Consider the following 22640-nt stretch of genomic DNA (forward strand, 5'->3'; position numbering starts at 1 on the left):
GCGTGTCCTTACGCGGCGACCGCGGCGGGAGCCACGGTGCGCTGCTGCTCGGCCAGGCGGGTCACGAACTCATCCACGAACACCTGCATGTTGGCAGTGACGTTCTTGTTGCGGATGAGCAGGTAGTTGTAGCCAAACAGCGCCGGGATGGCGACGAACAGGCCGGCCACGGTGGCGAGCAGCGCGGCGGCGATACCCGGGGCGATGGCGTTGACGTTCACGTCGCCGGCCGCCGCGATCGCCGCGAACGTGATCATGACGCCGACCACGGTACCGAGCAGGCCAAGGAACGGGCCGCCGGAGATGGCGATGGTGAGCATCACCATCGATTTGGCCAGTCGCTGGTTTTCACGCACCATCGTGGAATCCATGGTGGCGCGGATGGCTTCGATCGATTCCGGGGCGATATGGTCATGACCGTCCGCGTCGCGGCGGTTCCACACTTCACCGGCACCCACCTTGTAGAGGCGGTAGAGCGAGGCATCACCGAGGCGCGCGGCGGCCGGGTCACGCGAGAGAGCAAGGATGTTGCGGCCCTGCTTGCGGAACGCATCGAGGAACTCATCGTTGGCGCGGCTCACGCGGTTCACGTACGAAGCGCGCTGCCACATCACGACCCACGAGATCACGGCCATGACGAGCAGGATGCCGATCACGACCCAGGCGTCCGCCGTCACCGACTTCACGATGATCCCGAAGTAGCCGAAGCCGACACCGGCCTGCTTCTCGTCCGTGCCGTAGGCCACCAACTTCGATTCCGCACCCTGCGCCTGTGCATCGACGGCGATCAGCGCGGCGGGGCGTGCCACGCGGGAAATGCGAACTTCATCCATGAGGCCCGCGAACGCCGTACCGGCGTTCGGCGCATCGGCGCTATCGCTTCCGAGCGTGGCTTCCGTGTTCAGCGCTGGCAGTGCGGCGGCGAGCGTTGCATACGGCTTGCCATCCACGAAGAGCTGGATATTGCCATCGGCGGCGGTCACGGCCACGTGTGCCCACGCGGCGGCCTTCAGCGGCTCACCCGGCGTGCTGGCGGGAGCGGCATCGCCCTCGCCTACCTGCACGAACGGCGCACCGTTCTGCAGGCCGATGATCAGTTCTTGCGTGCCCTGGCGGCGAGCGTACAGCGTGACACGCCCATCGCTCACCGCATCCGGCTTCACCCACGCACTGAACGTAAACGCACCGCCCTGGGCCAGGGCCATCGATACCGCACCCGGGATCCTGAGGCCTTGCTTGCCATCGAAGCGGGCGGCCTTGCCAATGATACCGTCCACGGTGGCAACGCTGCCCGCCGCGTTGTTGGCGTAGGCCGTGGCATCGCGCGGGGCGCTACCCGCGGCGTCTTCAAAATGGTAGACCGCGGCGTAGTCGGCATCGAACGTGGCCGCACCCTTGTCGCCACCCTGCGCCTTCGGGTTGCCGTAGTACATCCACACCTGCTGCTGCGCATCGGCGCCCAGCTGCGGCACATCCACCCAGACCAGGGCCACGCCCAGCACCGGATCGAAGCTCTCGACCTGGTAGTTCAGCGGCGTCTTGTCATCGGCGGCGACGAAACGGATGTCGTTACCGGATTCCGAAACGCCATCGAACGTGAAGTTGCCTGAGTGCAGACGAATCAGCATGGGCACACGGCCCACGGCCGTCGATACATTGCCGCCCTTGGCGGTGGTATCGAGGGTGATGGCCTTGCGGTAGGCAAAATCCTGGTTCCACCACGACGCATCGGCGGCATGGGCAGCCGGCGCAAGGCCGATCAACATGGAGGCGAGGAACAGAAGTCGTTTCACGGTGGTACCCCTGGGTGGTTGCCCTAGCGCCCGGTCAGAGCTCGGCCTTGAGAGAAAAATGAATACGGGTGTCGTGGGCCTTCGTGGCCTGCCCGTCGTTGAGCGGGTAAGCGATCTCGAAGGCGCCGGTGGCGATGTTGAACAGCTGGAAGCGCGTGCCTACGCCCACGCTGGATAGGTCGTAGGTCTTCACCGTGCGGCTGCCGGCATCCGGGTTGTTCGCATCGATGAGCTGCGGTAGTGCGTTCATCAGCTGCAGGTGCGCGCCATCGGCAAACGCGAGGAAGCGCCAGTCGTTCACCCAGCCACCGATGTGCGAGCCGATCGACGGCGTACGCAGTTCCATGGATCCGATGACGCCGTGGTCGGCCGTCTCTTCGGCCTCAAGGTAGCCGCGCACCGTGCTCTCGCCGCCGGCGGCGAACTGTTCGCTGGATACGAGCGATGACGTGGAGAGCTGCAGCGCTAGGCGGCCGACCAGGCTCCAGCCATTGTCGAAGTTGCGGGTGTGCCCGCCTTCGGCCTTGACGTAGAAGAAGTTCTGCCGCGCCTTGTAGCGCTGGTTATCGAACTCCGCAGCGCTGCTGCCGCCCGCGCGGAAGCCAGCGACGCCACCGAGCGACATGGTGCTCAGCGACTTTTCGCCGACGCGCTGCCCCTGGTAGGTCACGCTCACCGGGATGTACGTGATGGGCGCCTTCGAGGTGTCCTCGCCCAGTACAAGGTTCTGGTCGAAGTGCTTGCGGGTGACGCCAAGCGAGAGCGATTGCGAGTACTCGCCATGGGTAGGCAGGTTGCGCACGAAGGTGAAACCGAACGCATTGCCCTTGCCCAGCACGGTAGTGCCGCCCACGGCGTTGGCGTTGCTGTTGGACTTGTAGCCGGAGGCCAGCATGCTCCAGTCGGTGTTGAACGGCACGAGGTACGAGCCGGCCCACACTTCCGAGCTGTTACGGTCCTGCGGTGCGACGATATAGGTGAGCGAGGCCGCGTGGCCCTGCTGGAACAGGTTGTCATCACGGATGCTGGCGACGGTGCGCAGTTCCGGCGTGTTCACGCTGTGGTCGTTGTTGACTTCCAGGCTGGCGGTGACCGGCTTGTTGTCATTGACCTTCAGGGTGACATCCATCGTGTTGGGCAGCTTGCCCGGGGTGAGCACCGGAACCACCTGCGCACCAGCGCGGCGGTTCACATCGGTGAGCTGCTGCTGCGCCGCGCTGAAGTTCGGCACGTCGCCTTCGGTCAGGGCCGGTACGCCCTCGCGAATCTCCTTGGGCGAACGGTATATCGCGCCTTCCACGCGCACGCGCCCGATGGTGTTCTCCGTGACCTGCAGGCGGATCACGCCTTCCTTCACCTGCTGCGGCGGGATATCCACCACTACCGACTGGAAGCCGTGCGCCTGGTACACCTTCTGCAATGCATCGCGCGCGCCACTTACATCATTCATCGATTTGCCGGGACCCAGGAACGGGTACACCGCGGTTTCGATATCGAGGGCTTGCAGCGTGGTGTTGCCGTCGACGACGTATTCGTTCACATCGAACGACTGCGGCGCATCCTGCGCGGTGGCATGGGCGGTAAGCCCCAACGCGATGGCGGTGGCCAGGGCCAACACCCGCGGGTTTGCGGCACGCTTCATGCGTTCACCCGAAATGCTCGTGTACCCACGCGGACTTTCCCCTGTGTTCCGTTTGCCCCTTAGACGCGTGGGCTGGGGTGGCACTGAACCGGTGTCACGAAAAATTCATGCGGCCCCGCATGGCCCGCGCGCCGCCTAGCTCAAAAGCACCCAGCCACCGGGCAAATGCGTGGCATGCGCGCCATAGGCATCCTCGATCAGCGTGGCTACCTCACCCATCTGATCCAGCGTGAAACGCGCATGGACGCGGCGCTCGCCTAAGGTGCGGTCGGTGATGACGATGCGCCCTGGCCGGTAGCGATTGATATCCGCCACGACATCGGCCAGTGGCTGGTTGTCATAGATAAGCACGCGATCGCGCCACGCAAGTGCGGTATCAAGATTCACCGCCACGGGTGCGCCTATGCCGCTGTCGTCGAACGCCACCTGCTGCGATGGCTTCACGGGCACATTGGCGCCCGCACGGTTGATCACCGTCTGGCCACCCAGGCAGGTCACGGTGGCGGTCGCATCCGCGCAACGCACGGCGAACGAGGCACCCGGTGACGAGAACAGCCGCCCATCGGCCACCTCGACCACGAACGGCTCCTTGCGGGCCGCATCAATCCTTACCACGGCCTCGCCCTGGCGCAGGTGCATGCCGGTCACCGTGCCGCCTTGCTCGCGTACGGCAATATCGGTATCGGTGTTCATTTCCAGCGACACGCCGGGCGCGATGGAAAGCGTCTTCTGCTGGCCTACCCGGGTACGCAGGGTACGGCCATCGGGCGTGGAGCCCTGGCCGAACACATCGCTGCGTACCATGAGCAAGCCCGCCACCGATGCCGCCAGCGCGCCGCCAATGAACGCGCGGCGTGACATGCGCACATCGTGCCGTGCCCTGGCCCGGCCGCGCGTTCGCTGCTCGTGCTCACGCAGGGCGGCGGCGGGCCCAAGCGCCTCCCACAGGGCACGCGCCCGTGCGAATGCCAGGGCGTGCTCCTGGCTTTCGGCGCACCAGCGGCGAAAAGCCTCGCCATCCTCGCGGGTAGCGGTGCCTGAGGTGAGGTGGACCAGCCAGGCGTGCGCGTGGCTGTCGCTGTCATGGCGGTGTAAGGGTTCCATAACCGTCAAGACGTTTCCCGCGCCCCGGGACCGAACCGCTGGAACACTCGACGCCCCGTTTTCGTGGCACAGGTCTCAAGGGCCTTCTTCAGTTCCTTGCCCACCATGCGCACGGAGATGCCGTGGTGGGCCGCGATATCGGCCTGCGGAAGCTCATCCACGCGCGCGGCGATCAGGATGTCCCGCTGCCGCCGGGTCAGGGCATCCAGCGCCACGCTGAGCGCAGCGATGTCCTGCTGGGCCGTCAGCACGATGGAGGGCTCCACCACATCATCCACGGCGTGCAGTAATTCATCGACCTCCTCCCCGGTTAGCAGGCGGCCCTGCGCACGGTGATGGTCGGCGGCCATGTTAAGCGCCATGCGGAACAGGTAACTCGTGGGGTGCGTAGCATGGCCCTCGGGCATGGCCAGCTTTTCCACGCGCAGGTAGGTCTCCTGCATGACATCGTCGGCGAGGTCATCCGAGCGCAGCCGGCGGCGCAGGCGGCGGCGGAAATCCTCGTAATTGGCGAGGAACAGGCCCAGGAGCGATGCATCACCGTTCATGCCGCCCCGCACGCGTCGATACGCGAGGGCGCGAGCAACACAGTAAATGGGCTGGCGGCGGCGAGGCGTGCCGGCACGCGGGCGCGGCGTATGGCACCCACGACGCGGGCATCGCGCTCGCCATCATCGGAAGGGGCCAGCGCGACCACATCAGCGACGTGACCACTCGCATCGATCCAAATTTGCAGCGCAAGACGGAAACTGCCTGGGCGAGTATCCCTGCGCACGCATAGCACCTGCTCAACAGCACGCTGCAATTCGGCAGCATCGTTTTCGGCAAGCTCGGGAGTGGCGGGTGGTGGCGCGCCCACGAGTTCCGTGGCATCCGCCGGTGTGGCATTAACCGTGAACGCGTTCATCGAACTGAAATGCGCGTTGAGGCCGGTGCCGACCAGCAGAATGCGTAGTCCATCGCGCGGGCTCGCATCACCATGCAGGCCTGGCGAGTCGCGACCAGCCACCAGTGCATCATCGAAAAGCACCGCAATACCCGTGGTTTCGCTGAACGCGCGCAATGCGCCGGCCAGCGGCTGGGCATCGATATCAAAGCGCGTCGGTCCATGCGTAATCCCTGGCGTGGTATCCCCTCCCCATGGCGCCGCCTGCACCGTGCCAAAGCACAGCACACAGGCCAGTAGCGCGAGGACACAACGTGTCACGATCGGTCCTCGGGCAAGCCAACGCATCACAGGGTTATCGGGCGCAAGGCTAGGTAGCGCACATGACACAAAGGCGCCGGTTCAGTGACAAGGTTGATGACGCGGCCATGACAGCCGTGACGTGCTTCCTCTTTCGCGTCATACCGTGGTATCCAACGCGCCGAGGCCTATGGGGAAGGTATATGTGGATTCGGCAAAGTTGTCTTTTGCTTGTCAGTTTGTCCGCTGCGGCGAGCGTGCATTCGCAATCCGTGGTGGATCTTCCCGGTGTCCATGCCCAGGCGAATACCTCTTGCGTGGAGCCCGCGCTCACCGGTAGCGCCGCCCTCTCCTACACCTGCCTCAACCAGGCACTGGCCACGGGGACACCGATGCCTTCGCCGCTGGATGCCAACGACGTGCGCAACGTACCGAGCAACAAGCTTGGCCTCTACAACGCCGCTGCGCTCGGCCACCGCATGAGCACGAACCTGGGGCAAAGCGTGCAACCGTACCGGCCACCCGCTCCGACCTACCCCTCACCTGTCCACTAAACGTCGCTCCTACAGGGATGGCGACGAGGAAAGCTGCCCTTTTGCCAGGCGGCGTTCGCGCCGAAGCGCCTTTGCCGCCCGCCGATCGTGCTGCCACAGATAGATTGCCGGCGTACTTAGCAAGGTAAGCAGCTGCGACACGAGCAACCCGCCGAGGATGGCGATGCCCAGCGGCACGCGCATTTCCGACCCGACGCCAAACCCGATCGCCAACGGCAGCGCGGCTCCCATGGCGGCGAGCGTAGTCATTGTGATGGGCCTGAAACGCACCAGTGCCGCCTCGCGGATCGCATCGACCGGCGACATGCCCCGCTCCCGCTCCGCCACCAAGGCGAAGTCCACCATCATGATGGCGTTCTTCTTCACGATGCCGATCAGCATCAACACCGCGATCACCGACATGAGCGTGAGTGGCGTCTGCGTCACGAACATGGCGAGGTAAGCCCCCATACCGGCTGCGGGCAGTGTGGAAAGGATGGTGAGTGGGTGGAGGAGGCTCTCGTACAGGATGCCCAGCAGGACATACATGATGACGATCACCGCCATCAACATAAGCATGGCGCCGACCACGGCTTCGATCAGTTTCTGGTTTGAACCCGAATAGTCGTTCTGCACACCAGGCGGGAGCCGGGCGTGGGCGACCAGGTCATCGACGATGCGCATCCCCTGCACCTGGTTCACGCCGGGGGCCAGGTTGTAGCTGATCGACGACGATTCCAGCTGGTTGTAGTGGCTGATGCCGGTAGGCGTGATCGCTGGGGCGATGCTCGCAACGGCGGAAAGCGGCAACATGGCGCCCTTGTCGCTGCGCAGGTACGTAGTGAGGAGCGCGCCGGGCTGCAGCGCTTCGGCGCCCGACGCCGTGAGCACGATCTTGTAGGTGTTCGTTTCCGAATAAATGTTCGCAATCTGGCGCTGGCCGAACGCGCTGTACAGGGCCTCGTCCACCGCAGCCATGCTCACCCCGAGGCGGGCTGCGGCATCGCGATCGACTGTTACTGCCTGCTCCTTGCCGATCGCGTCGAAGCTGGTGCCCACGTCTCGTACCTGTGGCAACGTGCGCATGCGCCGCGCCAGCGCCAGCGTCGTGTCCTGCAAACCCTGCCCGGATGAACTGGTGAGCTGCACCTGGTATTGGGCGCCACCGGAGCGTGTATCGCCACTACCGCCAAAGAACTGTACCGGCGACATCACCACGGTAACGTCGCTGAGGCCCTTGAAGCGGCTGGCCAGCCGTTTGATAACGTCGCCTACCTTTACCCTGCGCTGAGCGGGCGGCTTCAAATCGACGTAGAACGAGGCGGTGCTCCCCACGGCACCCCCGGGGCCGTTCCCACCTCCAAGTATCGCGGTGACATCGGCCACCGCAGTGTCCGCGAGCAGCGTTTCGGCGACAGCGCGACTACGTTCGGCCAGCCGCTCAGGGGATACATTGGCATCCGTGCGCAGGGTCGCCTGCAGCATGCCCAGGTCTTCATCGGGCATGATCCCGCCGCCTGCCGTCGCAGCCACCACCACGGCCAGCGCAGCGGTCAACACGATCAGGAGCACGGGTTGCCAGCGCATGACGCGGCGGTGGCGCATGGCCCACGCGAGCATTCGCTCGTAGTGGCGGAGAACGCGCTCGTCCCACCGCGCCAGCATCGCCGCCCAGCCTGACTCACCGCCCCGTGGCTGGTGCCGCAAGTACCGTCCGCACAAGGCCGGCGTGATGGTCAGGGACACCGCTGCGCTAACCACAATCGCGACCACCAGCGTCACTGAAAACTCGTGGACCAGCGATACAAAGATGTTATGGCCGAATACCATGGGTGCGAAGACAGCGATCAATGACAGCGTGATCGAGACGACCGTGAAGCCGATGTCACGCGTACCGACCAGGGCCGCATCCAACGGCGCCATATCCATTTCCATATGTCGCACGATGTTCTCAATGACCACGATCGCGTCATCGACCACGAACCCGATGGCGAGCACGAGCGCTACAAGGGAGAGCGTGTTGAGCGTATAGCCAAGGAGGTACATGGCAACGAATGCGCCTGCGAGCGAGAGTGGCACGCTCGCCATCGCGATAAGCGTGGGCCCCCACCTGCGAAGGAACAGCAGCATGACCCCGGCCACCATGAGCACACTGACGCCCAGCGTAAGCTCCACTTCATGCAAGGCCGTTTTCGTCGACTGGGTCAGGTCAAAGATGGGAGTGATGCGCGTATCGGCCGGCAACAGGCCGCGCAGCGCCGGCAGGCGCGATCGTATGGCATCGGCCGTCGCGACGGCATTGGCCTCGGCGCGCTTGCTTACCTGTAAGACGACACTGCGCTGGCCGTTAAACCATGCCTTCTGATGAAGGTCCTCCTGCCCGCTGCTGATCGAGGCGACATCGGCCAGCCGCACCGGCGTGCCATGGCGCACGGCGACGATGGATTGGGCGAACGCGGCGGGATCTCGCAGCGAGTCATTGGCGAGCACCGTCATCTGCGAGGCGCTCGTGCCGATCGTGCCGAGTGCAGAGGTCACGTTGGCGGCGATGAGCGCGTTGCTGATGTCATTCGCGGTTATGCCTTTGGCTGCCAATGCCAGGCTATCCAGCTCCACCCGGACAGCGTGGGGCGATCCACCCGACACCGTGACATTCGCCACCCCGTCCACTTGCGCGATGGCGGGCTTGGCAAGGCTGTCCGCCAGGTCAAAGAGACGATCGGGCGGCACGCTATCGGAGCTCAGCGTGATCAACAGCACGGGCAGTTGGGACGTATCGAACTTGAAATACTGTGGCGGCGCGGGCATGCCCGGCGGAAGGTCGGTGGCCGCACTATTGATGGCCATCTGCACATCGCGTGCCGCGGCATCGGTATCGGTTCCGAACTCAAACAGCAGCTGCACCTGCGCCGACCCCGCATCGGCGATGCCCGCCATCTGCCTGATGCCCGGAATACGCCCCAGATGGCGCTCAAGCGGTGCCATGACCGTGTTGGCCATCGTATCGGCATTGGCTCCAGGCACCTGGGCGAACACCACGACAGCGGGAAATTCGACATTCGGCAACGCCGCGACGCCGAGTTGCAGGTAGGCCCAGAGTCCCGCCAGCACCAACCCGATGCCGAGCAGCGAAGCGCCCGCCGGACGCTTGATCAGAGGTGCGAATACATTCATCACTGCCCTGAAACTCCCTTTCAGCCACCCAGGGGCCGACCTTATAACGGGAGCGCCACATGGAAGCGTGCCATTGGTTGGCTGACCAATGGCACGGTCTGGAGGGGGGAGTATTACTTCAGGGGAACGGTGACGGTGGGTTCGCCATTGCCGAGTCGCGCGGTGCCGGGCGCGGCGGTGCCCGGTGAGCCGGGACGGAACGGACGCAGCGATTCGAACTTCTGCTGGTATTCGTCGGTGACCTGCTTGGCTTCGTCGCCGTTAGTGATCACCTTCGGCGTGATCAACACGATCAGTTCCGTGCGGTTCTTGCCGCGCGTTGTGCTACCGAAAAGGCGCCCGAAGATGGGAATGCGGTTGAGGCCCGGCACGCCAGTGTCCGTCGTGTTATCGATCTGGCGGATAAGGCCACCCAGCAACACCGTCTGGCCGCTCTGCACCGCGACCTGCGTAGCCACTTCACGCTGCTGGATCGGGAAGTTGCCGGTGGTTGCATCCTTCTGCCCCGGCGCGCTCACGACCTGGTTGATGTTCATGTACACCAGGCCGCCCGGATTCACGCGTGGGCGAACGTTGAGGATCACGCCCGTGTCCTTGTACTCCACCTGGCCAATGGTGTTGTCGGTATTGGCGTTGGTGTTGATGTAGGTCTGCTGGATCGGGATCTGGTCACCGACCTGGATGTGCGCCTTCTGGTTGTTCAACACCACCAGCGACGGCGCCGAGAGCGTCTTCGTGTTGCCATTCTGCTCCATCGCATGCAGGGCGACGGCCAGGTTGTTGTTCACGAACGAATAGAAGAACGAGTCGGTGGCGGGCGTGTAAACATTACCGGCATTGCCAATGGCCCACTGCTGCTTGTTGCCGGGCTGCCCCACCGAGCCATTCGTGCCGCCGACCAGGCCTTCCAGGTACCACTGCACGCCAAACTGGAAGTCACCCGTAAGGTTCACTTCCAGGATGCGCGTTTCGATCTGCACCTGCAGCGGAACGGTATCGAGGCGCTTGATGGCCTGTTCGATCTCGGCCCACTGCGACGGACGGCAGCGGATCATCAGCTGGTTGTTGGTATCGACGCTGGTGATGCGCACGCCATCGTCCGTAGTGATGCCACCGCTGTGCTGACGGCGACCGGAGGAATCGTCGTCGCCGAAGCCGCTGCTCCCCGAGGAGCCAGCGCCGAAGGAACTGCCCGTGCCACTGGTGCCATTCGAGCCAAACGTGGAAAGGCCGCCATTGTTTGAGGTGTTGAGGTAGCCGGAGCTCGACGACGATGAGCTGTTACCGAACGAACCCGTGGTGCTGCCCAGGCCCGAACCACCGCGATTGCCAAGATCGCTATCACCGCTGCTGCCCAGCGTGCCCGAGCTAAGCCCCGGGCCGACGCGGCCGCCGCGATCGCCGCCGCTGCTGCCCGAGCCGCCACCATAGATATCCGAGAGATAATCGGCCAGGTCGGAAGCCTGCACGTTACGCACGTCATAGACGAACAGCTGCGGCTCGTTGCCACCGCCACGATCGATGCGGTCGATCCAGCTCTTCACCTCTTCGAGGTACGTAGCATTCGGGCTGATCACCACCAGCGAATTGGTGCGTTCGATCGGGATGAAACGGAGCATGCCGGCCATGGGCGTATTGCCCTTGTCGCCGAAGATGGAATCCAGCTTGGGGGTCAGGTCCTTCACTTCGGCGCGCTGCAGGCTGAAGACGCCCACGGACATGCCGCGCAGCCAATCCACGTCGAAAGTCTTGACGGTACGCGAGTAGTTATCCAGCTCACTCGCGGTACCGGCCATGACGATCACGTTGCGCGTCGGGTCCGCCAACAGCGTGGCTTCGGGCCGCGCGAAGGGCTTGATCAGCTTCTGCATCTCGGTGGCCGAGATGAAGTGCAACGGGAACAGGCGGGCCTGCAGGCCGCCCGGCGGTGCCGTGGCGCCGATGCTCGGCACCACGTTGCCCGGCACGGCATCCTTGGAGGGCATCACCACATAGCGGCCATTGGTGCGGACCAGCGCATTACCGGTCCACGACAGCAAGGTTTCAAGAATAGGCAGCGCCTGCTCGGCCGTCACCGGCTGCGAGGTGGAGAACGAGACGTTGCCCTGGACGCCCGGGACGATCGAATAGTTTTCGTGCAGCAGGTCACCCAGGATGGCTTTCACCACCGACTCGACCGGCTGGTTCTCAAAATTGAAGGTGACGGTGCCCTGCCCCTCGGCCACCGGCTTCGGTTCGGCCAGGCCCACGGGCTTGACGAACTCGCCCGTTCCCGTGGTGATCTGTGCGGGGGCGACGACGGCATTCTGCGGGCCAACCGGCGGGGCGATTACCGGGCGCGGCGCCGGCTTTTCGGTACCGGCCAGGGCTTCTCGCTGCAGTGCGCCATCGTCTTTGGGTTGCGGTAGCGTGGTGCATCCGGCAAGCGCTACCGCCAGCGCCGTAACGCTGATCACGGGCTTTTTGAACATGGAACAACGTACTCCCTCGTTGGACTCGGTGGCCGTTACCCCTCGGGCGGCCGCCTCGTTAGAGGCCCAACTCTATAGGGAGGTTCCCTTCCAGCGCTAGCGTGTCATTGCAAAACTCGACTGGCGCACATTAACGGCACGCCGGAATGAGGTCCGGCGCGCCATTCGGGGCGATGCGGGCCTGTTCAGTCAGCGGCCCACTCGGCGTGGAAACTGCCTTTTTCGTCAATCCGCTCGAACGTGTGGGCACCAAAGAAATCGCGCTGTGCCTGAATGAGATTGGCAGGAAGTACCTCGGCGCGGTAGCTGTCGTAATAAGCAATAGCCGCCGAGAAACCCGGTACCGGCACCCCCATCCGCACGGCCTCGGCCACCACCTCGCGCAAGGCGCCCTGGTAACCCTGGACGATATCGCGGAAATACGGATCCAGCAGGAGGTTCTTCAGCTTCGGATCGTGCTGGTAGGCATCGGTGATCTTCTGGAGAAAACGGGCGCGGATAATGCAGCCGGCGCGGAAGATCTTAGCGATCTCACCGTAATGAAGATCCCAGTGATTCTCCTCCGATGCCGCACGCAGCTGGGCGAAGCCCTGAGCATAGGAAATGAGCTTGCTCATATACAGCGCCTTGCGCACGGCCTCGATAAAGGCCTTGCGGTCGCCGCTGAATTTGCCGGCCCCGGGGCCCTTCAATTGTTTGCTGGCCTCCATGCGCTCATCCTTCATGGAGGACAGCACGCGGGCAAAGACCGATTCGGTGATGAGCGTGAGCGGCACGCCCAGGTCCAGTGCGCTCTGGCTGGTCCACTTGCCCGTGCCCTTCTGCGCGGCGCGGTCCAGGATCACATCGACCAGCATCTTGCCCGTCTTCTCATCCTTGCGGCGGAAGATTTTCGCCGTGATATCGATCAGGAAGCTGTCGAGTTCGCCCTTGTTCCATTCATCGTAAACCGCGGCCAGTTCTTCATTGGAAAGCCCCACCACGTGCTTCAGCACCGCATAGCTTTCGGCAATGAGCTGCATATCGCCGTATTCGATGCCGTTATGCACCATCTTAACGTAGTGCCCGGCGCCGTCCGGGCCGATGTACGTAACGCAGGGCTCGCCATCGGGGGCCTTCGCAGCAATTTCCGTGAGAATCGGGGCCACCAGGTCATACGCATCGCGCGGGCCGCCCGGCATGATCGACGGGCCCTTGAGTGCACCTTCCTCGCCGCCGGAAACACCGGTGCCGATAAAATGCAGCCCGTCCTTTGCCAGTTCTTCGCCACGGCGCACGGTGTCCTTGTAATAGGTATTACCGCCGTCAATCACGATATCGCCCTTATCCAGCAGGGGGCGCAATTCCTCGATCACCGCATCGGTGCCCTTGCCCGCCTGCACCATCAACAGGATCCGCCGGGGCTTCTCCAGCGAATCGACGAAGGCCTGCAGGGTATCGGTGGGAATGAGCTTCTTGCCCTTGCTCTCTTCCATCACCTCATCGGTGCGGGACTTGGTACGGTTATAGATGGAAACCGCGTGGCCGCGGCTTTCGATATTCCAGGCCAGGTTGCGGCCCATCACGGCCATGCCGATCACGCCAATCTTCTGCTTGCTCACGGGTCACTCCGACGAAGCCAACGGAAAGGGTCGAGGATAGATGCGCCGATGCCATCGCGATTGGCGAAATTCGCGCGAGATTCGCCGCATTGCAGCATCACTTCTCCCAAGCATGCCCGGGAAAACGGCGACGGAACGTGATGGCGGTCGGCTATCATGGCCGGCGAACCGGCGGCCGGCCCGCCATGAAGGAAACAGGTACGCATGAACCAGGTGACGTCGCACAAGCGCGACAAGCGTGTGGCCAATGCCCACGAGGCGCTGAAAGGTCTGGTGGCCGATGGGCAGATCATCGCCGTCGGCGGTTTCGGCCTTTGTGGCATCCCCGAGCTGCTGATCGAAGCGCTGCGGGACTCGGGCGTGAAGCAGCTCACCGCCGTGTCCAACAACGCTGGTATCGATGGGGTGGGCCTGGGCCTGCTGCTGGAAACCCGGCAGATCCGCAAGATGGTCTCGTCCTACGTGGGTGAGAACAAGGAATTCGAGCGCCAGTTCCTGGCCGGCGAGCTGGAGGTGGAATTCACCCCGCAGGGCACCCTGGCCGAGAAGCTGCGCGCCGGCGGCGCCGGCATCCCGGCCTTCTTCACCCGCACGGGCTACGGCACCCAGGTGGCCGAAGGCAAGGAGACCCGCGAGTTCGACGGGCAGATGTACGTGATGGAGCGCTCCATCGTGGCCGACGTGGCCCTGGTGAAGGCGTGGAAGGCCGATCCGTCGGGCAACCTGGTGTTCCGCAAGACCGCGCGCAACTTCAACCCGATGGTCGCCACGGCCGGCAAGGTCTGCGTGGCCGAGGTGGAAATCATGGTGGAGGTGGGCGAGCTCGATCCGGACCAGATCCACACGCCGGGCATCTACGTCGACCGCATCGTGCACAACCCCGCGCCATCCAAGCGCATTGAACAGCGCACCGTGCGCGCCTGAGGAGATCATCATGGCCTGGACCCGCGAACAAATGGCGCAGCGCGCCGCCAAGGAACTCTCCGACGGCGATTATGTGAACCTCGGCATTGGCCTGCCCACGTTGGTGGCCAACCACCTGCCTGAGGGTGTGGATGTGTGGCTGCAATCCGAAAACGGCCTGCTCGGCATCGGCCCCTTCCCCACCGAGGATGAAGTGGACGCCGACCTGATCAACGCAGGCAAGCAGACCGTCACCGCGCGCAAGGGCGCGGCGTTTTTCTCCAGCGCGGATTCGTTCGCGATGATTCGTGGCGGCCACATCGATATTTCGATCCTTGGCGCCATGCAGGTCACCTGCGAAGGTGACATCGCGAACTGGATGGTGCCCGGCAAGATGGTGAAGGGCATGGGTGGCGCGATGGACCTGGTGGCTGGCGTGAAGCGCGTCGTGGTCGTCATGGAACACACCGCGAAGGATGGCGGCCACAAGATCCTGAAGGAATGCACCCTGCCCCTCACCGGCAAGGGCGTGGTCGATCGCATCATCACCGAGCTGGGCGTGTTCGATGTGACCCCGGGCGGCCTGGAGCTGATCGAGCTGGCACCGGATGTGGATGTGGCCAAGCTGCGCGACGCTACGGGTTGCGAGTTCACATCGAAGGTATAAAAGAAAAGCCCCGGTCTCACGACCGGGGCTTTCAGAATAAAGTCGCTCCGCAGAGGGCGCCTCAGTGTGGGCCTCGGGGGGGGAGGTAGGCCAAAACACCGGGTATAGCGCCAGTACGGAGCGAGGGCCACTACCGACCCAGGGGGAGGGGTTGGTGGTAGGGCGAGACAAATAATAGATTTCCTAGGAAATGTTCGCCAATATATCTTTCAGCGATCACTTATATGAAATTCAACTATGTTTGACCTGCGCCAGCTGCGCTACTTCGTCGAGGTAGCGGAAACCCTGAGCTTCACCCAGGCAGCGCAGCGCCTGCACATTTCGCAGCCCCCACTTTCCCAGCAAATACAGGCGCTTGAGGCCGATCTCGGCGTTCGCCTGCTCGACCGTAACCGGCGCCGCGTGGCCCTGACCGAGCCCGGCAGGATCTTCCTGATCGAGGCCAAGGCGATCCTCGCACGCGCCGAGGCCGCGCGAACCGTGGTGGCGGAAGCCGCGGCCGGGTTCACGGGCAACCTCAAGCTGGCCTACGCGCTCTCCATTTCTTTCCACCGGGCGCTGCCCGAGACCCTTATCCGCTTCTCGCATGCGGCGGCAGGCGTCAGCCTCCACCTGGTCGAGATGCCGACCAATGCCCAATACGACGCGCTGCTTAGCGGCCAGATCGATGTGGGCCTGCTCCGCGCACCGCCGGAGGGCGTCGCCAACGCGCGCCAGCTGAAGATGGAAGTGATCGACCAGGAGCCCCTGGTGCTTGCCCTGCCCGCCAGCCACCGCCTGGCCAGGCAACCCTCGGTGACCATGGCCGACCTCGCTGGCGAGCGCTTCGTCGCACCGCCGCGGGCGTATGCTGCCACTCTCATTGATCGCCTTAACATGCTGGCAGGCAAGGCAAATTTCCGCCCGAATATCTATCAGGAAGCGCAGCAGATCCCCTCCCTGCTCCCCCTGGTCGCCGCAGGCATGGGCGTGGCGCTGGTCCCGGCGTCGCTCCGCGCGGTCACCCTGGACAAGGTGGCTTTCGTGACGATCGATGACCCGGAAGCGTGGATGTTGCTTGCAGTGGGCTGGCGGGCCGACAATACGTCCCCCGTGCTGGAGATCTTCCTGCGCACGGTGCGCGAGGCCCGGGCGAAGCTGGGCCTCGGCTGAAACGCGAGTTGATTCCGGCGCTTGCGTTATCCCAAGGGGATGGTTACAATCCCGTTTTTCCCGTATCTCATTTGTATCAGGAGCTGGCCGTGAAGGTGCTTTCTTCTTTGAAGTCCGCGAAGTCGCGTCACCGTGACTGCAAAGTCGTTCGCCGTCGCGGCAAGGTGTTCGTGATCTGCAAGTCGAACCCGCGTTTCAAGGCCCGTCAGCGCTAATTACAGCCGCGATGGGTTCTGCTTAAAAGGCCGCGCAAGCGGCCTTTTTTGTTGCCCGCTCGGCGGGGCCCAGCTTACGCCAGCGCGCCGAGGCACGGCGCATGAACCGCTTAGCCCGAGGCTGCGACCGGGTACGGCGAATCCGGGATGTCCCCGCTATCGCCCATGAACACGCAATTGCGACCGGAGCGCTTGGCGCGGTAAAGCGCGCCATCCGCCACCACCAGCAAACGGTGCAACTCAAAACCGCATTGCAACGTGGACGCCACCCCAAAGCTCGCGGTCACCAGCAACTCCGGCCGCGACGGCGTCGCCGACGTTGCCGAGATCGACAAACGCAGCTGCTCCGCACGCGCCCGCGCCTGCGCCGGACTGCAATCGGGCAACAGCACCGCGAATTCCTCACCGCCCAGCCGGCCAAACACATCACATGCGTGCAACGCACGGCGGCACACATCCACCGCACGCTTCAACACCTCGTCGCCCACCGAGTGGCCCCAGGTATCGTTCACGTTCTTGAAGTGATCCAGGTCAAACAGGATCAGGCACGCCCCACGATCCGACCGCGCACCGTACGCAAGTACCCGCTCCGACTGCTCCACGAAATGCTCGCGGTTGCAGATGCCCGTCAGGCCATCCCGGCGCGCCATGCGCATGAAGCGCAATTGGGAACGGCGCAGGCGCAGCACCAGCGCCACGATACCGACCAGGCAAAGACCCAGCACGAAGATGTACAGGCGACCGGTTTCCACTTCCTTCTTGTCCAGCGCATTGGACAGCCGCAGGATCTCGTTCTTCTTGTTCAGGGCATCCACTTCGGCCTTGCGAGCCACCACCTGCTGATCGACGATCTGGAAGGCCAGGCTGCGTGCGCTGATATCGTCCAGGTACGCCTTGTCCGCCGCCATATACTGTTCGTGGTAATTAAGCGCCGCCTGCGCATTGCCCAACCGCTGCTCCACTTCGTACAACACCTTGAAGCCGGTGCGCTTCGGGTCGGTGAACTCGTCACGCACCGAGCCCGCCACGGCGGAAAGGGCATAACGCCGCGCATTCGCCAGGTCATCCATGGCCAGGTAGGCGCTCGCCAGGCTCGCATCGAACTCTGCAAGCAGGGTTGCGTAGCTGGTATCGCGCAGGTCATCACGGTGCGGTTCAAGCAGGTCGATCGCGGCCCGCGGCTGGCCATGGCGGAGGTAGAACGACCCGATGTCGGCGCGCATGGTATCGGCGAACACCGTGTCACCCGCCTTGTCGCACGAGACAATGGCGCGCTGATATTCCGGGTCGATCGATACCAGCCGGTTCGCCTCGCTGCGGGCACGCAACAGGTGCTGCATACCCTTGCATTCGGTTTCATCTTCCGGCGGTTGATCCACCATCTGCTTCGCATACGCTTCGGCCGCATCGAACTGCCCGGCCGAACTGAGCAACTGTGACGCCTCGCCCAGTGCGGCGAAGCGCGCCCGCGCATCACGAATTGACGGCAGCAGCTCCTGCATCTGGTTGAGGCGGCGGAAGGCGTCCTCGTAACGGTGGGACACGCCGAACAGGTTGATCAAGGTGGCGAGTGCGCGGACGCGCAACACCGCATCAGGCGACGTATCGGCCACGCTCTCCAACAGGCCGCGGCCCTTGTCGAAATCACCCACCCACGTCGCACGCCATCCCTCGAGGAACGCGAGTTTCGTGGCGGTTGCCGCGTCCATTTGCGCCCGCATGGGGGCGGCATCCTGGAGCAAATGAGTGAAGCCGTCGAAATCGGCGTGCTTGACCTGGTCGGCGCGCTCCAGCATCTCGGCGGCCTGCGCAGGTGTCCTGGCCGCCTCTGCATGCGCGGCCGCCATACCCGCAACGGGTACGGCCAACAGGAACAATGCATGGCGGATCCAGCGGCTCACAGGCATCAATGTCCCTTCCTTGGTGGAGCGTCGGGCCCCTTTTTCTTCAACGGCTCGGTACCGTCGTCGTCGTCCTCGCCGCCATCCTCATCCGGCGCCTCTTCCTCATCCGGACCCGGCATCTGGGTGGCGATAAACCGGGCGCCGCCAAGCAACGCGCGCAGCGCGCCCGCATCGCCGCCGGCAAGGGCCTCGCGCGTTGCTTCGTCATCAATCCCCAGCGCCGTGAGCAGCGCATCGCGATCAGCCGCGGGGCCCCATCGCAATGCCGCGTCCTGCCCGACGCGGGCGAGAAAGTCCATGACGTTTCCCATCGCACCTGTCCGTTGGACCGGAGGCCTTGCCCCCGGCCCGCTTGGCTCGCCTCCCCTCGAGGCAAATCATGGCGCGATCATACCGCCCCGGGCTGCGGTGCAGTAGTAGGCCACCCGGCCGGGCCCAAAGGGTCGAGACCACGGTCACACCACCCGGGTGCTCAGGGCTCCAGAGCGACCGTGCAATCGATACCCTGGCGGGCCATCTTGGCGTACGGGCAGAGCCGCTCGGTACAACGCACCAGCTCCTCCGCGAGCGGCCGCGCGACACCGGGCAGGGCAATACGCACATCCGCCACGAGCGTGAACTGGCCGTCCACCGGGTCACGGCCGAACGTGACCCGGGCCTTCACGGCTGCATCCGGTATGGCAATCGAGGAACGCTCGGCGAGCAACGTAAGCGCGCCGTGGAAGCACGCGGCGAATCCCGCCGCGAACAGTTGCTCGGGATTCGTCCCACCACCAGGGCCACCGAGGGCCATGGGCAGGCGCAACGCGACATCCAGTTCGCCGTCGGAAGAACGTGCGATGCCCGATGCCCTCGCGTGGGCGGCAACACCACCTGTCACGGTGACATCTGCCGTATAGAGCGGCTGGAAGGCATCGCCGTGGTACCGGTCGAGGAAAGAAACGTGGGGCGCCCTGGGCTCCATGGCAACGCTACCTCCCCTCAGGCTGCGCCGTGCGCGCCTGCGGATTGGGCGGCCAGCCACGCATCGAGACCCACCTTGCCCAGGTGCGCGCCTGGGCCAGGTAGCAGCGAACCCCAGCTGATGACGCCCCCGAAATACGGTGCGCCGGGATCGCCTTTCACCTGGCGTGCGTCGCCCTTGGCGCGCAGATAGCGCCGCACGAGTTCGTCCATGGGGAGGGCCTCTGGCCCAGCAATCTCGGTGAACCCGTTGATGGGCGGGGCCATGGCTGCGTCGGCGACGGCGGCGGCGACCTCCTCGGCGGCAATAGGCTGGATGCCTCCGGTCGATACGGAAATAGCCGGGCCCTGCCCCGCCTCGTTGGCGATACCGCCTGTGAATTCGAGGAACTGCGTGGCGCGCACGATGCTGTAGGGCACCCCCGCGTCACGAATGATCCCTTCCTGCGCATCCTTGGCCGCAAAGTAGGCGTTGCCCGGCTTGCGGTCGGTACCCACGATGGACAAGGCCACGTGATGCGCCACGCCAGCCTTGCGCTCCGCCGCGGCGATGTTGTGCCCGGCGGTGGTAAAGAAATGCATCACGTCATCCGCGGCGAAGGATGGCGAGTTCGCCACATCCACCACGGTATGCACGCCCGCCATCGCGGCATCGAGCCCTTCCCCCGTAAGCGTATTCACACCAGTGGAAGGTGCCGCGGCCACCGCGTCGTGGCCGTGTTCACGCAGGCGCGCGACCACCTTGCTGCCGATAAGGCCGGTACCGCCGATAACAAGGATCTTCATGGCTATCTCCGAACGTCGCTTTGGAAGGGAAGGCTAGGCTCCCGGCCGGGGTGCGGGTAGACCCGCACACGTCCTCACCGTGTTGCCGCGGATGCACCAATGCGATTGTCGTCACCGCATTCAAAATCGAGCGAGCGGATGGCTGCGATCATGTAATCCACGAACACGCGAATACGCGAGGGCAGTTGCTGGCGGCTCAGGTAGCACACGTAGTGCCCACGGTCTTCCGGGGCATGCTGGGGAAGGCATGCGACCAGGCGCCCCGCCTTCATGTGGTCACACACCTGGTAACCGGCAAGCTGCGCCAGCCCTTCCCCATCCAGGGCCGCCTGCAACACCAGGTCGGCATCGTTGAACGACAGCATGGAGGCCGGGCGCACTTTCTTGTCACGGCCATCCACGCGGAATTCCCAGTCGAACGTGCGCCCATTTGTCAGCCGGTAACCCAGGCATTCGTGCGCGGCAATGTCATCCAGCGAACGGGGCGCGGGGTACCGCGCCAGGTAGCCGGGCGAGGCACACAGGAACATGCGCATCGGCACGATCTGCCGCGCGATCACCTGGCTATCCTCCATGCGGCCATTGCGGAAGGCGACATCCACATGATCGGTGATGAAATCCGCCGGGCGGTCATCCAGCAGCAGCTCCACGGCGACATCGGGGTAAGCGGCGCGGAAGCCATGAAGCAGCGGCGCCACCACCTTGCGGCCAAACCCGACCGCGGCACTGATGCGCAGCCGCCCGCGCGGCGGGCCCTCACGCAGCTCACGCATGTCCTCCAGCGCCTGGGCGATTCGCTCGACGCCTGGCTGGCAGTTCTCGAAAAACAACGAGCCCTCCGGCGTGAGCGACGTGCTGCGCGTGGTGCGTGAAAACAGCCGTGCACCGACCTGTTGCTCCAGCTTCTGCACGCTACGACTCACCGCGCTACGACCGATGCCAAGGCGATCGGCGGCACGTGCGAAGCTTCCTTCGTTGACGACCGCAATAAAGGCGATCACGCCGGCGTAACTGGCGGAGAAGCTCGAGGTGAGCGCATCGGCACCCACGCGGGCGGCTTGTGGGAAGGGCGTGACGTTCATGGCGTGTCTCCATGGGTGCCGGCGTGCAGGGCACGCAGGCGCGATCGGGCGTCGTCGATCAGCTGGCGGCATGCCCGTCCATCGCGACCGAGCAAGGCGGCAACTTCATCAAGGGGCTTGCCAAGCACATCGCTCAGCAGGAAGGCGAGGCGAGGCAGCGGGGGCACCTGCTGCAGGGCCGCCTGGAACTCGGTCCAGACACGGTCGCACCCAACCTGGCTGTAGGCGTCTGCGATGGGCGACGGCATGGTGTCGTGGGTATCCATGCCTATCAGACGAGGCAGCCCCCGGCGTTGTGACAACGGCATTGGTGCGTTCAACGCAACACCGTGCAGACGCCGTCGTGGCTACCGAACACGGGAAGCGGAGCCTAGCTTGTACCCGTCCCGGCACACCGGGCCCTCCCTTCCCTACCGCAAGGATCCACCCATGAGCGACCGTCTCGATTACCAGCTGCAATCGCCCGAGTTCACCAGGAAGCTGGTCGAACTTTCGATGGCGCAGCGCAAGGGCAGCAGCATCGAGCCCGGCCTGAAGCACATGCTCGACCTGCGTGCCTCACAGATAAACGGCTGCGGCTTTTGCGTCGATATGCATGTCAAGGAAGCTATCGCTGGCGGCGAGCGCCAGCTGCGCCTGCACCACGTGGCCATCTGGCGCGAATCGGACCAGTTCACCCCGCGCGAACGTGCCGCGCTGGCGTATACCGAAGCCCTGACCCACCTCAAACCGGAAGGCATCACGGACGAGCTCTACAAGACCGTACGCGAGCAGTTCTCGGAAAAGGAGCTCTCCGACCTGACCTTCGCAATCATGACCATCAACGCCTGGAATCGCGTCAACGTGGCGTTCCACACCGTGCCGGGCTCGCTGGATAAGGCCTACGGACTGGACAAGGTCGCCGTCGGCTGATCGCACCTACTTACTGAGGACGTGTCTATGAACGCCATCTACAAGATCGCCGCGTTGGGTTTGCTCGTTGCCACAGGCAGCGCGCTGGCACACGGTGACGAACATGCACCCACGACGGTGCAGCCGAAGGTCACCCTGCTCAGCAACCACGACATGCCCGACGTGCCGGGCAAGGAAATCACCACCATTACCGTCGACTACCCACCGGGCGTGGTCGAGCACGTGCACCACCACGACGCCAACGCCATCGTCTACGTGCTGGAAGGCAACATCATCGAAGGTGTGCAAGGCCAGCCGGAGCAACACCTGAAGGCCGGCGATACCTTCTACGAAGGCCCCAACGACACCCACACCATCGGCCGCAACGCCAGCCAGACCGAGCCTGCCCGGTTCGTGGTCTTCATCGTCCACGACAAGGGCAAGCCCATCGTGCTGCCGGGCGCCAAGGGTCGGTAAGCGCTCCTGCGAGGCGCCGCTTCGGTCAAAAAGCGCAGGAACTTGCTGGACGGCCGTGCAGGCTCGTGTCACAACTCACAGGGCTGATACGTCTGG

The 22640-nt window shown here is 64.2% G+C and carries 21 protein-coding genes; 7 read left to right on the forward strand and 14 right to left on the reverse strand.

Annotation, left to right across the window (positions count from 1 at the left end; all coding sequences use genetic code 11):
* Positions 1-8: 8 nt before the first annotated feature.
* The 5 genes from L2Y97_RS13880 to L2Y97_RS13900 all read right to left on the reverse strand — a co-directional run bounded on the left by L2Y97_RS13880 (position 9) and on the right by L2Y97_RS13900 (position 5746).
* Positions 9-1793 (reverse strand): DUF2341 domain-containing protein, encoded by a 1785-nt coding sequence (locus tag L2Y97_RS13880; RefSeq protein WP_247427568.1) that lies wholly within the window; start codon positions 1791-1793, stop codon positions 9-11.
* 34 nt (positions 1794-1827) lie between these two features.
* Positions 1828-3435, reverse strand: coding sequence for a ShlB/FhaC/HecB family hemolysin secretion/activation protein (locus L2Y97_RS13885; RefSeq protein WP_247427570.1), 1608 nt, complete (start codon positions 3433-3435; stop codon positions 1828-1830).
* A gap of 135 nt (positions 3436-3570) precedes the next feature.
* Entirely contained in the window at positions 3571-4539 is a 969-nt protein-coding gene (locus tag L2Y97_RS13890) for a FecR family protein (RefSeq protein ID WP_247427572.1), read from the reverse strand.
* A gap of 5 nt (positions 4540-4544) precedes the next feature.
* Complete coding sequence (locus L2Y97_RS13895) at positions 4545-5087, reverse strand: RNA polymerase sigma factor (RefSeq protein WP_247427574.1); 543 nt, start codon at positions 5085-5087, stop codon at positions 4545-4547.
* Positions 5084-5746 (reverse strand): STN domain-containing protein, encoded by a 663-nt coding sequence (locus tag L2Y97_RS13900; protein ID WP_247427575.1) that lies wholly within the window; start codon positions 5744-5746, stop codon positions 5084-5086. Before L2Y97_RS13900 ends, L2Y97_RS13895 begins: the two co-directional genes overlap by 4 nt.
* 236 nt (positions 5747-5982) lie before the next feature.
* Here L2Y97_RS13900 and L2Y97_RS13905 point away from each other — a divergent pair, with 236 nt between their 5' ends.
* Positions 5983-6279 carry a hypothetical protein gene (locus tag L2Y97_RS13905; protein ID WP_247427577.1) on the forward strand — a complete coding sequence of 99 codons (297 nt, stop codon included), beginning with the start codon at positions 5983-5985 and terminating at the stop codon, positions 6277-6279.
* Positions 6280-6288: 9 nt separating this feature from the next.
* Here the strand turns inward: L2Y97_RS13905 and L2Y97_RS13910 are convergent, their stop codons facing one another.
* The 3 genes from L2Y97_RS13910 to gndA form a co-directional block, all read right to left on the reverse strand.
* The gene (locus L2Y97_RS13910) at positions 6289-9432 is read right to left on the reverse strand and encodes an efflux RND transporter permease subunit (protein WP_247427579.1); all 3144 of its coding nucleotides are present in this window, start codon (positions 9430-9432) and stop codon (positions 6289-6291) included.
* Positions 9433-9545: 113 nt separating this feature from the next.
* A complete protein-coding gene (gspD, locus tag L2Y97_RS13915) occupies positions 9546-11903 on the reverse strand; it encodes a type II secretion system secretin GspD (protein WP_247427581.1) in 2358 nt (785 codons plus the stop codon).
* Positions 11904-12088: 185 nt separating this feature from the next.
* Positions 12089-13504, reverse strand: coding sequence for an NADP-dependent phosphogluconate dehydrogenase (gene gndA / locus L2Y97_RS13920; RefSeq protein WP_247427583.1), 1416 nt, complete (start codon positions 13502-13504; stop codon positions 12089-12091).
* A 204-nt stretch (positions 13505-13708) separates the two neighbouring features.
* Here gndA and L2Y97_RS13925 point away from each other — a divergent pair, with 204 nt between their 5' ends.
* From L2Y97_RS13925 to ykgO, 4 genes are all read left to right on the forward strand, one after another.
* On the forward strand, positions 13709-14428 hold the full coding sequence (locus tag L2Y97_RS13925; RefSeq protein WP_247427585.1) for a CoA transferase subunit A: 720 nt from the start codon (positions 13709-13711) through the stop codon (positions 14426-14428).
* Between the two features lie 10 nt (positions 14429-14438).
* The gene (locus tag L2Y97_RS13930; RefSeq protein WP_247427588.1) at positions 14439-15074 is read left to right on the forward strand and encodes a 3-oxoacid CoA-transferase subunit B; all 636 of its coding nucleotides are present in this window, start codon (positions 14439-14441) and stop codon (positions 15072-15074) included.
* 237 nt (positions 15075-15311) lie between these two features.
* The gene (locus L2Y97_RS13935) at positions 15312-16226 is read left to right on the forward strand and encodes a LysR substrate-binding domain-containing protein (RefSeq protein ID WP_247427590.1); all 915 of its coding nucleotides are present in this window, start codon (positions 15312-15314) and stop codon (positions 16224-16226) included.
* Positions 16227-16315: 89 nt separating this feature from the next.
* Entirely contained in the window at positions 16316-16441 is a 126-nt protein-coding gene (gene ykgO, locus L2Y97_RS13940) for a type B 50S ribosomal protein L36 (protein WP_029213509.1), read from the forward strand.
* 110 nt (positions 16442-16551) lie between these two features.
* Here the strand turns inward: ykgO and L2Y97_RS13945 are convergent, their stop codons facing one another.
* From L2Y97_RS13945 to L2Y97_RS13970, 6 genes are all read right to left on the reverse strand, one after another.
* Positions 16552-18348 carry a GGDEF domain-containing protein gene (locus tag L2Y97_RS13945; protein ID WP_247427592.1) on the reverse strand — a complete coding sequence of 599 codons (1797 nt, stop codon included), beginning with the start codon at positions 18346-18348 and terminating at the stop codon, positions 16552-16554.
* Positions 18348-18644: a hypothetical protein gene (locus tag L2Y97_RS13950; protein ID WP_247427595.1), complete on the reverse strand. Its 297-nt coding sequence runs from the start codon at positions 18642-18644 to the stop codon at positions 18348-18350. The genes L2Y97_RS13945 and L2Y97_RS13950 overlap by 1 nt, the downstream gene beginning before the upstream one ends.
* A gap of 173 nt (positions 18645-18817) precedes the next feature.
* Entirely contained in the window at positions 18818-19309 is a 492-nt protein-coding gene (locus L2Y97_RS13955; RefSeq protein ID WP_247427598.1) for an Ohr family peroxiredoxin, read from the reverse strand.
* Between the two features lie 17 nt (positions 19310-19326).
* On the reverse strand, positions 19327-20094 hold the full coding sequence (locus L2Y97_RS13960; protein WP_247427601.1) for an SDR family oxidoreductase: 768 nt from the start codon (positions 20092-20094) through the stop codon (positions 19327-19329).
* A gap of 74 nt (positions 20095-20168) precedes the next feature.
* A complete protein-coding gene (locus tag L2Y97_RS13965; RefSeq protein ID WP_247427604.1) occupies positions 20169-21176 on the reverse strand; it encodes a LysR family transcriptional regulator in 1008 nt (335 codons plus the stop codon).
* Positions 21173-21442 (reverse strand): sigma factor-like helix-turn-helix DNA-binding protein, encoded by a 270-nt coding sequence (locus L2Y97_RS13970; RefSeq protein WP_247427606.1) that lies wholly within the window; start codon positions 21440-21442, stop codon positions 21173-21175. Before L2Y97_RS13970 ends, L2Y97_RS13965 begins: the two co-directional genes overlap by 4 nt.
* Before the next feature lie 163 nt (positions 21443-21605).
* Between L2Y97_RS13970 and L2Y97_RS13975 the strand changes: the two genes are divergently transcribed.
* Positions 21606-22088 (forward strand): carboxymuconolactone decarboxylase family protein, encoded by a 483-nt coding sequence (locus L2Y97_RS13975; RefSeq protein WP_247427608.1) that lies wholly within the window; start codon positions 21606-21608, stop codon positions 22086-22088.
* A 27-nt stretch (positions 22089-22115) separates the two neighbouring features.
* A complete protein-coding gene (locus L2Y97_RS13980) occupies positions 22116-22544 on the forward strand; it encodes a cupin domain-containing protein (protein WP_247427611.1) in 429 nt (142 codons plus the stop codon).
* Positions 22545-22640 lie beyond the last annotated feature (96 nt).

Origin of the sequence: Luteibacter aegosomatissinici (genome assembly GCF_023078495.1) — a bacterium.
In the GTDB taxonomy this organism is placed as follows: domain Bacteria; phylum Pseudomonadota; class Gammaproteobacteria; order Xanthomonadales; family Rhodanobacteraceae; genus Luteibacter; species Luteibacter aegosomatissinici.

Excerpts from the sequence above, each read along its gene's own strand:
- L2Y97_RS13975 (WP_247427608.1), top strand. The coding sequence starts at position 21,606 with ATGAGCGACCGTCTCGATTACCAGCTGCAATCGCCCGAGTTCACCAGG.
- L2Y97_RS13970 (WP_247427606.1), bottom strand. The coding sequence starts at position 21,442 with ATGGATACCCACGACACCATGCCGTCGCCCATCGCAGACGCCTACAGC.
- L2Y97_RS13945 (WP_247427592.1), bottom strand. The coding sequence starts at position 18,348 with ATGCCTGTGAGCCGCTGGATCCGCCATGCATTGTTCCTGTTGGCCGTA.
- L2Y97_RS13955 (WP_247427598.1), bottom strand. The coding sequence starts at position 19,309 with ATGGAGCCCAGGGCGCCCCACGTTTCTTTCCTCGACCGGTACCACGGC.
- L2Y97_RS13895 (WP_247427574.1), bottom strand. The coding sequence starts at position 5,087 with ATGAACGGTGATGCATCGCTCCTGGGCCTGTTCCTCGCCAATTACGAG.
- L2Y97_RS13925 (WP_247427585.1), top strand. The coding sequence starts at position 13,709 with ATGAACCAGGTGACGTCGCACAAGCGCGACAAGCGTGTGGCCAATGCC.
- L2Y97_RS13890 (WP_247427572.1), bottom strand. The coding sequence starts at position 4,539 with ATGGAACCCTTACACCGCCATGACAGCGACAGCCACGCGCACGCCTGG.
- L2Y97_RS13910 (WP_247427579.1), bottom strand. The coding sequence starts at position 9,432 with ATGAATGTATTCGCACCTCTGATCAAGCGTCCGGCGGGCGCTTCGCTG.
- L2Y97_RS13980 (WP_247427611.1), top strand. The coding sequence starts at position 22,116 with ATGAACGCCATCTACAAGATCGCCGCGTTGGGTTTGCTCGTTGCCACA.
- L2Y97_RS13930 (WP_247427588.1), top strand. The coding sequence starts at position 14,439 with ATGGCCTGGACCCGCGAACAAATGGCGCAGCGCGCCGCCAAGGAACTC.
- L2Y97_RS13935 (WP_247427590.1), top strand. The coding sequence starts at position 15,312 with ATGTTTGACCTGCGCCAGCTGCGCTACTTCGTCGAGGTAGCGGAAACC.
- L2Y97_RS13965 (WP_247427604.1), bottom strand. The coding sequence starts at position 21,176 with ATGAACGTCACGCCCTTCCCACAAGCCGCCCGCGTGGGTGCCGATGCG.
- L2Y97_RS13950 (WP_247427595.1), bottom strand. The coding sequence starts at position 18,644 with ATGGACTTTCTCGCCCGCGTCGGGCAGGACGCGGCATTGCGATGGGGC.
- gspD (WP_247427581.1), bottom strand. The coding sequence starts at position 11,903 with ATGTTCAAAAAGCCCGTGATCAGCGTTACGGCGCTGGCGGTAGCGCTT.
- L2Y97_RS13885 (WP_247427570.1), bottom strand. The coding sequence starts at position 3,435 with ATGAAGCGTGCCGCAAACCCGCGGGTGTTGGCCCTGGCCACCGCCATC.
- L2Y97_RS13960 (WP_247427601.1), bottom strand. The coding sequence starts at position 20,094 with ATGAAGATCCTTGTTATCGGCGGTACCGGCCTTATCGGCAGCAAGGTG.